The sequence below is a fragment of the Brucella pecoris genome, assembly GCF_006376675.1.
In the GTDB taxonomy this organism is placed as follows: Bacteria; Pseudomonadota; Alphaproteobacteria; order Rhizobiales; family Rhizobiaceae; genus Brucella; species Brucella pecoris.
Window position 1 is genome coordinate 1 of sequence record NZ_VEWK01000005.1, and the last position, 15282, is coordinate 15282.

Below are 15282 nucleotides of genomic sequence, written 5' to 3' on the forward strand. Positions count from 1 at the left end.
TGATAAAGCTATGATGAGCCGAAAATCCTCTCTTCTTAATTAAACCAGTTTTGTCTCAAAGGCCCTGATGTCGGACAAAATGCTCAATCGCCGCACAGGCTTAACCAAAAACCCATGAGTCATACTCATAGGTTTTTAGTATAGGACGAATTCACGATCCTTTTTGCGCCAGCACAAGAACCGCAGCCGATAAAACCCCTATAACGCGGCAAGTTCCGGTTCGATTGCATGCAGGGGGGATTATGACTTCATCGACTGAACGGCCAAAGCAGGATTGGGACCCCAGGTCGGAGGCCGTCCTTTCCGATCAGATCGGCGCTTATGACGGCATGCGCCATCAATGCCCGGTTGCCCATAGCGATTATCTCGGCTGGTCATTGTTTTCGCATGACGATGTGGTCCGCGTTCTGGACGATCACGAGAGCTTCAGCAGCGTCGTTTCAACTCATCTCTCGGTGCCAAGCGGCATGGATCCGCCGCAGCACACTGCCTTCAGGCAATTGATCGAACGTTATTTCGAGCCGGAGCGGGTCAAAGCTTTCGAGCCAGTCTGTCGGGAGATCTCGAAGAAGCTTGTTTCCGAATTGCCCCGCGATGCCGAAATTGATCTGGTGGCGCAATTCGCACAGCCTTATGCCGTGCACATCCAGTGCGCATTTTTGGGCTGGCCGGACAGTCTGCAGGTACCTTTACTTGACTGGGTGCGCAAGAACCACAAGGCAACACTTGCCCGCGACACCAAAGCGATGGCGGTGATCGCGCTTGAATTCGATGAATATATTCGTGCGCTTCTGGACGAACGACGCAGGCTTGGGATGGATGCACCGGACGATGTGACGACAAGCCTTCTGCGGGACAGGATCGATGGACGCGCGCTCTCGCACGAGGAAATCGTGAGTATCCTGCGTAACTGGACGGTGGGTGAGCTTGGGACCATCACCGCCTGTGTCGGTATCCTGTGTCATCACCTGGCCAACAACCGGCAGACGCAAGCCTTGATGCGGGGCGGCCCGGACCTTCTGCCGGCAGCTATCGACGAAATATTGCGGTTACACGCGCCGCTGATCTCGAACCGCCGTGTCACGACCCGCTCAGTTACGATTGGCGGACGCGAAATTCCCGCCGGAGAAAAAATCACGCTGATGTGGGCTTCTGCAAACCGCGATGAAGCCGTGTTCGATAAGCCTGATGAATTGCGCCTCAATCGCGATCATGCGCTCAATCTTCTCTACGGGCGTGGCATTCATGTCTGTCCGGGGGCGGAACTCTCACGGATGGAACTGCGTGTTCTGATGGAGGAATTGCTGGGAGGGACCCGCAAACTCGACCTTGTTTCCGGCTTGGCGCCAGTGCTCGCGGTCTATCCGGCAAGTGGCTTTTCGAGACTGCCTGCACGTATATCCTGACCTTGCTATCCTGACTTTGCTATTCGGCAAGCGCCGCCATAACGGCTCTCGCTTGCCGGAAAACCGCCGGATCAGGATTATTTCAACACGCTGACGCCCGCTGTTTCAATAACCTCGTTTGCGGTCGATCTCGCCTATGAGCGCGTCGCCTCCAGACAGTCGCCGCAGATTGTCGACGAGTACACCGGCAGCACCATGACTGTCGGTCACGCAAGCGATGTGTGGGGTAAGGATTACCTTTGGATGTGACCAGAGGGGGTGTTTCGTTGGAAGCGGCTCGGGTGCCGTTACGTCGATGAAGGCCGAGGACAACTGTCCGTTATCGAGAGCCGCCAGAAGGGCATCGTAGTCCGTATGTGCCCCGCGACCGACCAGAACAACACTCGCGCCCACCGGCAGACGCGCAATAAACGCGGCATCGATCATGCCTTCCGTTTCCGCAGTTAGCGGCAGAAGGCAGACCAGAATATCTGTTTGTGAGACAAATGCGTGAAGACCGTCTTCGCCGGAAAAGCAATGCACGTCCGCGATGCTCTTTTCACTTCTGCTCCAGCCGGAAAGTGGAAACCCGAATGGCTTGAGCACCGTCAAGGCGGCCTGCCCAAGATAGCCGAGCCCCATCACGCCGACCCGGCGGCGCGGCGCATCTGGCTGAGGCAAGGCCTGCCAGATTTCATTGCGGTTCTGCTCCAGATAGGCGGGCAACTGGCGGAAAAGCGACAGGACGGCAAGCGTAACATATTCCTGCATCATTCGTGCAAGACCCGGCTCGGTCATGCGGACAATGCGGACGTTTGAGGGGATATCTGCTTCAAAAAATTGCTCTACACCCGCTCCACTCGAGAAGATGATCTCAAGCGCGGGAAAACGCTCCGCCAGCCGTGCCGGTGTTTGCCAGCAAAGAAGATAGCGAACCTTGGCAGCAGCAGCTTCGTCCAGATCACCGGAGAGAAATTCCAGTTCCGGCAATTCATGTGCAAACACGTCGCGAATCTGCCCGGTGCGCGCGGCGTCCAGATAACAATAAAAAGCCATGAGCTCCCCCCAGCAAGACACGCCGTGCGTGTCTTGCGAAAATATAGAGCACATCCCGAAAAGTGTGAAACGGTTTTCGGAAAAGATGTGCGTTAAAACAAATACTTAGAGCGTATTTCGATCTGATTCAATCAGATCGAAACACGCTCTAGATCAGTGATTGAGAACGCGGCGCAGAAAGTCCTGTGTACGCGGATGTTGCGGCGAACCGAGCACCTCCTTTGCTTTGCCCTGTTCAACGATCACGCCGCCATCCAGGAAAAGCACACGGTCCGCTACGTCGCGGGCAAAGCCCATTTCGTGCGTCACGACCAGCATGGTGAGGCCCTCGTCGGCGAGGCTGCGCATGACATCAAGCACATCGCCCACCAGTTCGGGATCGAGCGCGGACGTCGGCTCATCGAACAGGATCGCCTGTGGTCGCATCGCCAGGGCGCGGGCAATTGCAACGCGCTGCATCTGGCCGCCGGAAAGCTGGCCTGGATAATGGTTGGCCCGATCGCCCAAACCGACGCGCTGAAGCAGATGCTCGCCATATTTGCGCGCTTCGGCAGGCTTCTCGCCTTTGACATACACCGGCCCTTCGATGACATTCTCAAGCGCGGTTCGATGTGGAAACAGGTTGAACCGCTGGAAAACCATCGCCATCCGCGTGCGGATGTCGCGGATCGAGCGGTCCTGAGCACTGACCCGCTGGCCATCGATCAGAATGTCGCCGCCCTGATAAGTTTCCAGCCCATTCAGGCAGCGCAGCATCGTGGACTTTCCCGAACCCGAAGGCCCGATCAGGCAGACGACTTCACCCTTCTGCACTTCGGCACTGATGCCCTTGAGTACTTGAAGCGGACCATAGGATTTGGTGACGTTTTGTAATTCAATCATCGCCATGGCTAGTGTCCGTTTCTTTTACCAAAGTGCTTTTCGAGACGCCCGACAGCCATCATCAGCGGAAGGCTCAGGCAGAGATAGAACATCGCAACCAGCGTATAGACGCTCATGTTCTTGAAGGTCGAGGAAGCGAGAAGCTGGCCTTGCAGGGTCAGTTCAGCAACGGTGATGGCCGACGCCTGCGAGCTGTCCTTCAAAAGCATGACCATGATGTTGCCGTAGGGCGGCAGGATCACACGAACGGCCTGCGGCAGGATCACGCGACGCATTGTCATGAACCAGCCCATGCCGATGGATTGCGCGGCTTCCGTCTGTCCATGATCTATGGCTTCGATACCGGCGCGGAAATTTTCCGCCTGATAAGCCGAGTAGGCGATGCCGAGGCCGATGATGCCGGCTTGAAGGGCGGAAAGTGAAATGCCGAATTCCGGTAGAACGAAATAGATATAGAATAGCTGCACCAGAATAGGGATGCCGCGGATCACATTGACGACAGTTGAGGCGATGGCCGACAGCCAGCGAATTCCGGACACCCGCATCAGCGCCCAGACAAGCCCCAGAAGGGTCGACAGGACAAGGGAACCCAGGGTCACGAGAAGCGTGTATTTCACGCCTTCCAGCAAGATCGGGAAGAACTCGCTAATGTCCGTGAGAAAATTTTGCATTGGTTTTAACTCTGTCTTTTTTGGCGGCGATCAAACGGGGAAGTAGGCCCTGCGGCCGGCTGGCCCCGTTGCGCGCGCACCCGTAAAGCATGAAAAGCTTCTGCATGGATGCGCGCGTGGAGCACACCAGAAATCTCGAGCACGAGGAGCAATCCCCGCGCTCGCATCGGAATTATTTCAGTCCGTATTTTGCGAGAATTTTCTGGAGCGTGCCGTCCGACTTGATGCGGGCGATAGCCGCATTGATCTTTGGCATGCGTTCATCGCCTTTGCGCAGGGCAATGCCGAACTCGCCGCCAGCCGAAGCTTCATAGCTCTCGACCATCTTCACCTTCGGGAACCGGCCCTGCGTGAGATAATAGGCAGCCATCGGTCCATCCGCGAAACCGGCGTCGATGCGCCCGGCATTCACGTCAGCGATGATATCGGGAATGCCCTTGTAGACCTTCACATCGCTGAACAGGCCACTCTTCTTGAAGAGATCGACAAAGGTAGTCCCCACCTGCACGCCGACGGTCTTGCCTTTAAGATCGGCGTAGGTTTTGTAGGCAGTATCGTCGGAAACCGGTACGAAGACCCCTTCGCCATAGCCATAGACCGGATCGGAAAAGTCCACGACTTTTGCACGTTCCTCGGTGATGAACATAGCAGACGCAATCATATCGATCTTGTTCGAGGTGAGCGACGGCACGAGCGCCGAAAATTGCACTGCCTCGAATTCCGGCTTGATACCAATATCGGGTTCAATGGCCTTGACCACATCAATCAGTACGCCATCCATCGCCTTGGTTTCCGTGTTCATAAAAGTAAACGGCAAACCGGTGGGCGAAGAACCTACCTTGACGACTTCCTGTGCCGAAGCGGGCATCGCGCCTCCAATTATGGCTGCCATGGCCGCCAGGCCGAAAATTTTCTTGAGACGCATAACATTCTCCTTCCTAAATGCAGCGATAAGCTTGTTGTTCGTCATACTGGCTATGAAGCCGTGTTCGTTAAAATGAAATTTGTCATAGCCGGTGTTCACGTCGAGTTTTCTCATTTGCGACCACCGTGGGAATCCGAACTGTTTCTCGATGCCCGTTCCCGTGATGCCATTGCTTCCAGCTTGCGGTCCTTGCGTTCGAGATCGGCAAAAACCAGAGGCATGAACCAGGCATTTCCGCGCCAGGTGGGGACAAAACGTGGAGGGCGGAAATCAAAGCTGCTTTCACTATTGGGAACACCCAATATCTTCTGTGCGACTTTGAGGCCGAGCCAAGGTGCCCAGACGACACCCGATCCACAGAACCCGGTTGCGTAGTGAACGGCTCCGCGCTGAAAAATTCGGGGAACCATGTCCCGGTTCATTGCAACGTAGCCAAACCAGCTATGGGAGATACCCACGCCTTCAAGCTGAGGAAAAATCCTGCACATTTCCGTATAATTGCGGAGCGTCGCACTATCAGGATCGCCCCGGCTTGTTACGTCGCGACCACCGAACAAAATGCGCCGTCCATCCGGCGACGGACGGAAATAGTAAGTCATCGCGCGGGTGTCGGTGAGCATTTTCAGCCCCGGCACCAGTTCCCGCACACGTTCCTCACCCAGATCTTCGGTTGCGATGATTCGCGAACGCAAGGGCACCAAACGCTGACGCAGCCAACGGTCAGAATGGTCGGTATAACCGTTCGTGCAGACAAGAACCTCGCCTGCCTGAGTGCGCCCGTGTTCGGTAATTACCGTTTTGTTATCAATAGTTTCCACGCGGCATTCGCTGTGGATCGACACGCCTTCGGCGAGTGCAAGCCGCACCAGCTCCGCATGGAACTTGGCTGGATGCAGGCCGCCTATATCCATACGCACGCTGCCGCCCGCATAGAGGTCCGTCGCGATATGCTGGTGCACTTCGCTCAAGGGCACAGCATATGATTCGATACCGGTCGCGCGCTGGATAGCTTCCGAGCTTCGGGCCATGACGTCATATTCGGCGCGCGTCATCGCACCGCTGAAACGTCCCACGAGCTGGAAATCCGCGTCGATCCCTTCCTTGGCCAGAAAATCGATCATGAAGCGGCGCGCTTCATGGCCTTCGGCAGCAATCTTGACCGCGCGTTCCATGCCGAATTTGCGGATCAGCGTCTTGTCGTCCGGACGAATATTGCCGCTGGTAAAGCCGCCGTTGCGGCTGGAGGCGCCATAGCCCAGTTGTTCCCGCTCGAAGACCTGGACCCTTCGCCCCGCTCGCGCAAGATGAAGGGCAGCACAAAGTCCCGCATAGCCCGCGCCAACAATGGCAACATCGCAATTCGGCTCGATCGCGGTTTTCTCGGCGCTGCGCGGCGGGGCTGCTTCCCACCAATAAGGTGTGTCCTTGTGAGCCATGTCCGATCTGTCCCCTCCATGTTTTGGATGGATTTTGTTTTTAGTTTATTGAACGTGGATCAAATATGAAGCAGAATAGTGAAAACTAATCAACCCCGATTCAATCCTGTTCGTAGCGAGAGCCATCAAAGGATGCCAAAAGTGAACAAGGCAGAAATGTCCCAGACCGCCCCCGCCAGCGAACCTGCTTCCAACGATGCGGGGGGAATTGGAGCGCGCATTCGCCTGCGACGACAGACGCTGGGTCTCACACTGGGTTATCTATCGGAAGTGTCCGGCCTGTCGACGGGAGCGCTGTCGCAAATCGAGCGCGGCCTTGTATCACCGACGGTACGCACCCTCTATACGATTGCGGACGTGCTCTCGATGAGCCCGGCGCAACTCATCGACCCGCAAGGCTTTGCAGCGGCCGCCCGCGCCAATCCCTATGTGCTGCGCGGGGGCGAGCAGCCGGAAGTGCTGAACGCTGGTGGCGTCATCAAGCACCGCGCTTCGCCTGAACTCATCGAGACGATGAAGTCCTTCGCGGTGCGGATCATCCCTGGCGGAAGCTCTGGTGAAGAATGCTACACGCATTCAGGCGAGGAACTGGGTTATGTGATTTCGGGCAGTTTCACACTGCAGATCGAAGATGCTCAGTACCTGCTTTCGGCAGGAGACGGATTCGCACTGCCTTCAACGACCCGCCACCGGTTCTTCAATAACGGCGACGCCGAAGCTTTTGTGCTCTGGGTGAACAAACCCGAGTGAGACCGCCTGGCAGGCCGATTGGAGCGCATCCCGAAAAGTGTGAAACGGTTTTCGGAACAAGATGCGCGCAAAAGCAAAAGATAGAGCATTTCCAATGATTCAGGAAAACAGGAAATGCTCTAGACACGCTGGAGGAAGATGAAAATGGCAAGCAGCCCTGAGAGCTTCTCGCGCTCATTATGGTGGAACGAAGCTGGCGAGGCCAAGCCGAACCATCCCAGACTGAACGGCGTGCATGAGGCGGATGTCGTTATAGTCGGCGGCGGTTTTACGGGCCTTTCAAGCGCATTATTCCTTGCCGAACGCGGCAAGACGGTAGTGGTGCTAGAGGCGCGCCATGTCGGCTTCGGTGCATCGGGACGCAATGGCGGACAGGTGATTCCCGGGCTGAAGCACGATCCCGAAGACCTTCTGGCGACCTTTGGGCCAGAACACGGCAGGCGTATGATCGATCTGGTCGGCGGCGTGGGCGATCTCGTTTTCGACCTTATACGGGACCATGACATCCAATGCGCGCCTGTGCGTACCGGCTGGATTCAGGCCGCGCATTCCCAGCTTGCGACTGCTGCTGTCTATAAGCGTGCGCGGCAATGGCAGGCGCAGGGCGTCGAGGTCGAGATTTTGGATCGCGCGCAGGTTGCTGCGCTTTCCGGCACGGATCGTTATTTCGGCGGGTGGCGCGATCCGCGTGCCGGTGCCCTGCAACCGCTGGACTATGCTCGTGGGCTTGCGCGCGCTGCCACGGCGCGCGGGGTTCAGATTTTCGAAGATTCCTCCGTTACCGCTCTGGCACAGGAAAACGGCGACTGGATCGCAAAGACCGCAAACGGGACAGTTCGCGCGCGTGAAGCGCTTGTCGCGACCAATGCCTATACAGGCAATCTGGTGCCGGGGCTCGCTCAAAGCATTCTTCCTGTGCAAAGCATGTTGATTGCGACCGCTCCGCTCTCGGAAAAGCAGCGCCGCGAGGTCATGCCGGGCGGAGTAGTCCTGTCCGAAACGCGCAAGATCGCTTTTTATATGCGTCAATCCGAAGACGGGCGGTTTCTCATTGGCGGACGTGGCGCCGTCGGAATGACCGAGAAGAAAGCCCTGATGGATGCATTGAAGGCCGGGATGGTGAGGCTGTTTCCGCAACTGGACGGGATCGGCATCGATTATCACTGGTCCGGCCATGTGGCGCTGACCATGGACGGCCTGCCACACCTGCACAATCCGGCCCAAGGCTTGCACGTCATGCTTGGCTATAATGGCCGGGGCGTGGCTATGGCCACTGCCTTTGGCAAGATGTACGCGGAATATATCGCCGAAGGCCGCCCCATGGTTTATCCGACCACCAACATTCCGCGCCTTGCCTGGCATGTTATCCGCAAGCCGGTGATGGATCTCGGCATCCGCTGGTACTGGATCAAGGACAGCCTCGGCTTCGCATCGAAATAATTCCCCATATAGAAAGAATCCAACGTGCTGAAAAACGTAATCAATCTGGGCACCGCACCTTCTTGCGCCTCGGACCTGAAAACGGCCTTTCAAACCATCGGCCTGAACGAACTGGCGACTGAACACTTCGGCTTCGGTCGTGCCGTCCTTTCGGGGAATGGAAAAGAAGCGGAAAGCCGCTTCTCGTCCATCATAATGCTGCGCGACGGCACTTTAACGATCCAGGACAGCAACGGCGCCGAGATTACGCTGACCAAGGGCGAAGTGGCCAGCCTGCCGGCGGGTGTATTTTCGTGGGATGCAAAATCGGCGGATTGCGTCATTCTTGTTCTGCATCAGGATAATCCGCAACTATCCCTGGCCAAACTCGATCTTGATCACCCGATGACGCCCGGCGGCGCACCCAATGCGGCACTTTTGACCACGTCTGCGCCGCAAACTGTCCGGCACGAATTCCACGGCGAGGATTTGCTCTCATGGGGCACCTGGGCCACGACCCCATATGCCCGCCGTCCGATCACCTATTCATTTTCGGAATTGATGATGTTGCGCAAGGGCGAAGTCACGCTCTCCAACCCCGATGAGGGAAGTGCGACATTTGCCGCAGGCGAAATTTTCCTCGTTTGCTCCGGTGCCGTGGCCGCATGGGATAATCCGGTTGATCTGGAAAAGTTCTGGGTCATCCGCACGGCAGATTAGAACGCATCCCGAAAAGTGTGAAACGGTCCTCGGAACATGATGCACGTTAGAGCGCCGATCTGATATGATCAGATCGGCGCTCTAACTTCTTCTATTTCAAGCATAATCTTTTCGATCCTCGTTTCACTCCGGTCGGATTATGCTCTAAAACAAACAGTTGAGACGCGCCGTTCCGAACTCAGTCCAGTGCCTGAAAGCGACGCCGCCGCGAGCGCCGGCGAGGGCGCAATGTGTTCAGGTCTTGCGCCTGGTCGGCCTTATGACGCGGGGGAGGCGAAAGAAGGCGCATGATAAAGAGGATGCAGCACCCGATGGTGAATATCCAGAATATCTCATCGGTGAGATCGTTGATCATGATGCAATCCAGAGCAAAACCGCTTGTCCGTTCCCGTGACACGCGAAACAATTTTCCAAGATGAATATCTTCTTGTGAAACTGTGGCCAAGTCACGAAGCCGTGCTTTATCGCCACATCAACACGGCAGTCCTGTGGATGGCTGGCAGGCGCTGGTCGCGATTTCTGTGCCGATCTGTAATAGATCGTTCATGCTGCCTTTCACGATCCATTGTTCCGGCCGGGTGCTTGCGGCCGAATTTTCACACCGGCAAAACATTCTGAGCTGGTCACTGACACGTCCGGGTTTCGTCTCGGCGCAGTCCGTCGCCTGGCTGGAAGTGCGCAATGACGATCTGACGCTGGATGTCGATCCGGTAGTCTTATTGCAGGAAAGACTGGCACAGGCCGGTTATGGCGAAGCGGTGCAGATGATGACCTCGCGTAGCGTGCAGAAGCATCATGTCGCAACGCGGCGCTCCGGCGAAACTTATGCTGCCTGTCTTGCCACTGTCGGCTTGTCGAATGCGGGGAGGGTTGGTGAGTTCTCGCAGATGAAGATGCCAGCCGGAACAATCAATCTTCTGGTTCACATCAACAATCCATTGTCGGTTGCAGCCCATATAGAGGCAATGTCGATTGCAGCCGAAGCCCGCACCGCTGCCATTATCGAACTTGGTCTCACTGTCGGCGGCAGAGCCGCAACCGGAACCGGAACGGATTGCATCGCCGTTTCAGCTCCACATGGGCAGACTGGAGAGGCGGCATCATATGCGGGCCTGCATACGGACATCGGTGCCGCCCTCGGTGGCGCTGTTTACGACGCAGTGTCCGAAGGCGGCAGGCTCTGGATGAAGGAACAGGGTTTCTGATCGATCAGGCTTCGGCTGTCGCCCCTTTCGGCTTCAGACGGAGGATAAGCGGCACCAGAACCAGGGCGACGATCGGGAAGACGAGCCAGTTGATGGTTTCCCAGCCTGAAGAATGCAGCAGCGAACCTGCAAAGAACGAAGCGCAGGCCACGGTTCCGAACATGATGAAATCATTGGCGCCCTGTGCCTTGCCGCGTTCAGCCGGTGTGTGGCAGTCCGTTATCATGGCGGTCGCGCCGATAAAGCCGAAATTCCAGCCGATACCGAGGAAGATCAGCGCGCCCCAGAAATGGCCGACATCGAAACCACCCAGAGCAATGATAGCGGAGAAGGCGATCAACACCAGTCCGAGCGCGGTGATCTTTTCCTTGCCGAAACGGGTGATGAGCTTTCCGGTGAAGAAGCTCGGCGCAAACATGGCTAGAACGTGCCATTGGATGCCAAGTGCTGCATGATCGACGGAATGGCCGTGGCCGACCATGGCGATAGGCGCTGCCGTCATCACGAATGTCATCAGCGCATAGGAACAGACACCGGCAGCCACCGAAAGAATGAAGCGCGGTGAACGGAGAATTTCGCCAAGAGGACGGCCTGTATCATGGACAGTGCCGGGGTCTTTGCGGATCTTCGGCGCACGCAGCATGAAAAGGACGGGGAGGGCGAGAAGACCCAGAACCGCCTGGCTCAGGAAACTGCCCGCAAACATCGCATCCGGAATGCTATCGCGCGTCCAGATGACGAGCTGTGGCCCGACGATTGCCGCAACGAGCCCACCCACCATGACCCATGATATGGCGCGTGCCTTCATGTCGCCTGTTGCCGCGTCGGTGGCCGCAAAACGATAGCTCTGAACATAGGCGGCGTAAAAACCGGCTGTCAGTGTGCCCAGACAAAAGATGAGGAAGGAGGCCGCAAAAATACCTGCGGCTGCGATCACGCCCGCCGAAGCGCCGACAAGTGCGCCCAGCATATAGGCATTGCGGCGCCCGAACTGGCGCATGAAGAAGGCAGCAGGCAGCGTGCCGAGCGCAAGGCCGAGATTGAACAGGCTGACGGGAAGCGTGACAAGCGCCGGATCGGAAGACAGTTTCTGGCCCACCAGACCGCCAAGCGAAATCACGATAGGCGGGCTGGAAGCACCAAGTGCCTGTGCCATCGTCAGGACAACAATATTGCGCCGCGCGGTTGTCGTGTCGGTCATTACCAACCCCTCAATCTATAAATCGGGCCATAAATCGGAATGGTTTTATCCGAAAGCTTATTTTCCAGCAAAATCATTCTGCGATTGAGAAGAAATTTCTTCAAACCGAGCTTCGCGGCATGGGAGATGAGTTCTATTTCTTGCTGAAATTGGGATTGTATAAGTTACGCGGTATAAGTATTAATAATATTCAGTATTAATTAATAACAAACTTTGTTGAACTCAGAGTATTTTTAGAAATAAAAATCAAAAACACATTATTGGTGATTGTTTATGGGTGAGAAACAAAAATATTTTTATTGTTATAAAGAATCGTTGATAAGTTTAAAATCCATGTTTCAACCTTCACCAGAAGAAAAGTTGCAAAATTTCATTGAAGAAGGCATTTGCTTTTCTTCTGATAATCAGCAGCTTGATTTGGATGCCACGTCAGTTTGGGGAGAGATTCCAGAAAGTGGAAAGTCTCCGTCTGAAGCTTTGAAGGATGCTTTGCAAATCCTGACGGGCCAGCACTCCTGGCATAGTCCGAATGTATTGTTCAATATAACTCCGGCGCCCTTGCCGAACGCGGTAGCGGCTGTGGCTATCTCCAGCCTGTACAATGGCAACGCCCTTTGGGACTTTGTTAGCGGAAACACGCTCGAACTGGAGCGCCATATCATAGAACAGATCGCTGCTCTGGCGAAACTGCCTTCAAATCAGGCGGGAGGTGCATTCACGTCCGGGGGGAGAAGTTGCATCAATTACGCAATTCGACTTGGCTTGAACAGATGTGTTCCTGGTATCTCTTCAACAGGGCTCGAATCGACACGAGCGCCTGTCGTTTTCACCAGTGAAGTCAACCACTATTCGGTCGAGCATGCATGTTCCCTTCTTGGTTTGGGGCGGTCTGCTGCGGTGCGCATTCCCGGCTGTGCGACAGCATCTATGGATCTGGATTTGTTTCACCGAAAGCTGAGGGAAGCTATTGATGATGGAACGCCAATCGCTGCAATAATAGCTTCTGGCGGAAACGCGATGGATCTGGCAATCGATCCTCTCGCCGAGATGCAATCGATAATTGATTTTGAATGTGATCGGGCAAATCTTTCTTATCGTCCGTTTGTCTATTTCGACACTGTCGTCGGGTGGGCATGGTTTAGTTATTTTGACTATGATTTTGACAACAATCCGCTGAAACTACCGGAACCAGAACTACACTCAATCAAGAAATTTGTTTCTATTCTCGCTGCCGTTTCCGGCGTCGACGGTTTCGGCTGCGATTTTCACAAGACGGCCCTGACACCGATCAGTTCGAGTTGTTTTATCGCGCGCGATCAGCACGAGTTTCGGTCAGTACTGAAAGACGAAGTGAGTGTTCACGATTGGCAGCCTTATGGCAACAACTTCGTCCATCATTACACGATTGAACATACACGTCCGACTGGACCCATTGCAGCGGCCTGGACCTCACTTCAAACGCTGGGTTTGGCCGGAATACGATCTTATCTTGCACGCCTTATGGAACTCAGCCGGCGGTTCAAGGAAGCATTCAGGCAAACGGAATTCGAAATACTCAACGATCCATCCATCGGGCTCGCGACGGCAATCTATCCAAAAAATCTTGCAGCGGCGCCGACGTTTCAAGCACTTCTGGAATTAACTGCCGACGAAATCGAAGCGTCCAACCGCTTTGTTTTCCATTTGTTTGATGAGCTGGCCCATCCCGTTGATGGCGGAGAAGCTGTCGTACTCAGATATTTGCCACAGATGAATTCTACCCGGTCCAAAGCGCCAGCGGGCTCTCTGGTTGTCTATCCAATGTCGGTTCAAAGCGCGGATGCCGACATAGACAGGCTGGTCGGTCGTATTCTGGAGGTATATCGACGCCTGTTGAAAGAAGGGGTCAGCCGTCCCTTGCGATTCAATCCTCCAGCTCATGTGCCCCGCTGATATTGTGGGGCCTTTCGCTTTATACCAAGGTGCTGACCCTGGTATAAGTCTTTTGCGAGGGAACCCGCGGGAGACAGTTTCCCGCGGGTTCCAAAGCAAAAAGGCTGAAAATGCCGAAATACGCTTACTTGAATACGCTTACTTGGCGACGGTCGCCTTGAATTTCCCGTCGGTCAGTTCGATCTTGTCGGGATAGATACGTATATCCATTTTATCCGACTTGATTTCCGTATTGTCTACCTTGATGGAAACATTGCCGGATGCCTTTGTATGGTCGTCTGTTACCTGCTCAAGCTTGTCCGCATTGATTGTAAAGCCAGGCTCCTTGACTTCTTTCTGGGGGCTGGCATAGGCCGCAAAAGATCCACTGGCAATAATGAGTGAAGTAAAAATAGCATAAGTATAAATACGCATGAATTATCTCCGATATGTTTAGAATTAATATCATTAAACAATAACGTTATAAAATGCAGAAATGGGGCTTAATTAAGTTACTTGCAGTACGTTCGGGAAATGAAGCGAATCTGCGACCCGATCCAATCTGTGCATCACCAACGCTACGGCATAGAATTCCGGTCCGGTCGCGATTATGTTGCCTCAACCTTTCTTTTTAAGCGTTTCCAGCGGTAGACTTCCCGGAAACGCGTCTGTGTTGATGGAGACGCGGCATTGAAGATTTTCGTTTTCGGCAGTGTGAATGTGGATGTCAGCGCCCGGATGGCCGCGCTGCCGCGTCCGGGGCAGACCGTGAATGCATCGGGCTACGGCATCGGTCTTGGCGGCAAGGGTGCCAATCAGGCCGTTGCGGTTGCCAAGCTTGGCGGCGACATTCGCTTTGTGGGAGCCGTCGGCAACGATGCCTTCGGTGAACTCGCCTTGAAACAGATGCAGGAATTTGGCCTCAACACCGAAAGCGTGCGCGCGATTGACGGGGTCGATACGGGTATGGCGATCATTCAGGTCGAGGAAGCGGGGCAGAACACGATTGCGGTTTGTGCCGGTGCCAATGCGCGCTGGTCGGCTGCCGACATTGACGCCTATGCTGCCGACATTACCAAAGCGAAGATTACGCTGTTGCAGCGTGAGGTTCCCCATGAAGCCAATCTGGCTGTGGCAAAGGCGGCGCGTGCGGCAGGCGGCAGCGTTTTGCTCGATCCGGCTCCGGTCGGTGATGCAAACCGCATGGCAGACCTGATTTCGCTCAGCGACATCATCTCTCCCAACGAGACTGAAGCTGCTGAAATCACCGGCATCGAGCCGACCGATCTTGCCTCGGCGGAAGCTGCCGCGCGCAATCTTCTGGAGCGCGGGCCGAAGATCGTCATCGTCAAGCTTGGAAGCCGTGGTGCGCTACTGGTGACGGCAGATGAGGTGAAACACTTCGCGCCGTTCAAGGTCAAGGTGGTGGATACGGTTGCCGCCGGCGACAGTTTCAACGGTGGTTTCGCGGTCGCCTTCTCGCAGGGCCAGTCCTTGCATGATTGCGTGCGGTATGGTTCGGCAGCGGGTGCGATTGCGGTCACAAGAGTTGGCGCGGGCGCGGCTGCGCCGACCGCCGAGGAAGTGGCGGCACTTCTGCAAAGCCAGAACTGATCCCGGCTTTGCAAATTGTGACGAAGTGAAGATTGAGGGCAGTTTGTGCCAATTTCGCTCAATTTGAGCGGAAAACTGCGCAAAAACACCCTGCCAAAGATGGCGAA

General features: G+C 55.3%; 15 protein-coding genes. 7 read left to right on the forward strand and 8 right to left on the reverse strand.

The window, feature by feature from the left end:
• Window positions 1-242: 242 nt before the first annotated feature.
• The gene (locus FIB18_RS11165; RefSeq protein WP_140020779.1) at window positions 243-1406 is read left to right on the forward strand and encodes a cytochrome P450; all 1164 of its coding nucleotides are present in this window, start codon (window positions 243-245) and stop codon (window positions 1404-1406) included.
• A 105-nt stretch (window positions 1407-1511) separates the two neighbouring features.
• On the opposite strand, the gene FIB18_RS11170 is transcribed toward FIB18_RS11165, so the two are convergent.
• From FIB18_RS11170 to FIB18_RS11190, 5 genes are all read right to left on the reverse strand, one after another.
• Window positions 1512-2441, reverse strand: coding sequence for a 2-hydroxyacid dehydrogenase (locus FIB18_RS11170; RefSeq protein ID WP_140020780.1), 930 nt, complete (start codon window positions 2439-2441; stop codon window positions 1512-1514).
• A gap of 153 nt (window positions 2442-2594) precedes the next feature.
• Window positions 2595-3323: an amino acid ABC transporter ATP-binding protein gene (locus FIB18_RS11175; RefSeq protein ID WP_140021012.1), complete on the reverse strand. Its 729-nt coding sequence runs from the start codon at window positions 3321-3323 to the stop codon at window positions 2595-2597.
• A gap of 8 nt (window positions 3324-3331) precedes the next feature.
• Complete coding sequence (locus tag FIB18_RS11180) at window positions 3332-3994, reverse strand: amino acid ABC transporter permease (RefSeq protein ID WP_140020781.1); 663 nt, start codon at window positions 3992-3994, stop codon at window positions 3332-3334.
• 172 nt (window positions 3995-4166) lie between these two features.
• Window positions 4167-4919 carry an ABC transporter substrate-binding protein gene (locus tag FIB18_RS11185; RefSeq protein ID WP_140020782.1) on the reverse strand — a complete coding sequence of 251 codons (753 nt, stop codon included), beginning with the start codon at window positions 4917-4919 and terminating at the stop codon, window positions 4167-4169.
• A gap of 110 nt (window positions 4920-5029) precedes the next feature.
• Window positions 5030-6355, reverse strand: coding sequence for an NAD(P)/FAD-dependent oxidoreductase (locus tag FIB18_RS11190; protein ID WP_140020783.1), 1326 nt, complete (start codon window positions 6353-6355; stop codon window positions 5030-5032).
• Window positions 6356-6487: 132 nt separating this feature from the next.
• Between FIB18_RS11190 and FIB18_RS11195 the strand changes: the two genes are divergently transcribed.
• The 3 genes from FIB18_RS11195 to FIB18_RS11205 all read left to right on the forward strand — a co-directional run bounded on the left by FIB18_RS11195 (window position 6488) and on the right by FIB18_RS11205 (window position 9244).
• Window positions 6488-7105 (forward strand): cupin domain-containing protein, encoded by a 618-nt coding sequence (locus FIB18_RS11195; protein ID WP_140020784.1) that lies wholly within the window; start codon window positions 6488-6490, stop codon window positions 7103-7105.
• Window positions 7106-7249: 144 nt separating this feature from the next.
• On the forward strand, window positions 7250-8545 hold the full coding sequence (locus FIB18_RS11200) for an NAD(P)/FAD-dependent oxidoreductase (protein ID WP_140020785.1): 1296 nt from the start codon (window positions 7250-7252) through the stop codon (window positions 8543-8545).
• 24 nt (window positions 8546-8569) lie between these two features.
• Complete coding sequence (locus tag FIB18_RS11205; protein ID WP_235894879.1) at window positions 8570-9244, forward strand: cupin domain-containing protein; 675 nt, start codon at window positions 8570-8572, stop codon at window positions 9242-9244.
• A gap of 178 nt (window positions 9245-9422) precedes the next feature.
• Here the strand turns inward: FIB18_RS11205 and FIB18_RS24985 are convergent, their stop codons facing one another.
• A complete protein-coding gene (locus FIB18_RS24985; protein WP_168436666.1) occupies window positions 9423-9599 on the reverse strand; it encodes a hypothetical protein in 177 nt (58 codons plus the stop codon).
• A gap of 133 nt (window positions 9600-9732) precedes the next feature.
• Here FIB18_RS24985 and FIB18_RS11210 point away from each other — a divergent pair, with 133 nt between their 5' ends.
• Window positions 9733-10449 (forward strand): adenosylcobinamide amidohydrolase, encoded by a 717-nt coding sequence (locus FIB18_RS11210; RefSeq protein WP_235894880.1) that lies wholly within the window; start codon window positions 9733-9735, stop codon window positions 10447-10449.
• Between the two features lie 4 nt (window positions 10450-10453).
• On the opposite strand, the gene FIB18_RS11215 is transcribed toward FIB18_RS11210, so the two are convergent.
• Window positions 10454-11650, reverse strand: a complete 1197-nt coding sequence (locus FIB18_RS11215) for an MFS transporter (protein WP_140020786.1) — start codon at window positions 11648-11650, stop codon at window positions 10454-10456.
• Window positions 11651-11923: 273 nt separating this feature from the next.
• On the opposite strand from FIB18_RS11215, the gene FIB18_RS11220 reads away from it, so the two are divergent.
• The gene (locus FIB18_RS11220) at window positions 11924-13582 is read left to right on the forward strand and encodes a pyridoxal phosphate-dependent decarboxylase family protein (protein WP_140020787.1); all 1659 of its coding nucleotides are present in this window, start codon (window positions 11924-11926) and stop codon (window positions 13580-13582) included.
• A 138-nt stretch (window positions 13583-13720) separates the two neighbouring features.
• Here FIB18_RS11220 and FIB18_RS11225 read toward each other — a convergent pair whose 3' ends face one another.
• Complete coding sequence (locus FIB18_RS11225) at window positions 13721-13996, reverse strand: LptA/OstA family protein (RefSeq protein WP_140020788.1); 276 nt, start codon at window positions 13994-13996, stop codon at window positions 13721-13723.
• Between the two features lie 303 nt (window positions 13997-14299).
• Here FIB18_RS11225 and rbsK point away from each other — a divergent pair, with 303 nt between their 5' ends.
• On the forward strand, window positions 14300-15175 hold the full coding sequence (gene rbsK / locus FIB18_RS11230; RefSeq protein ID WP_235894885.1) for a ribokinase: 876 nt from the start codon (window positions 14300-14302) through the stop codon (window positions 15173-15175).
• Window positions 15176-15282: the final 107 nt, after the last annotated feature.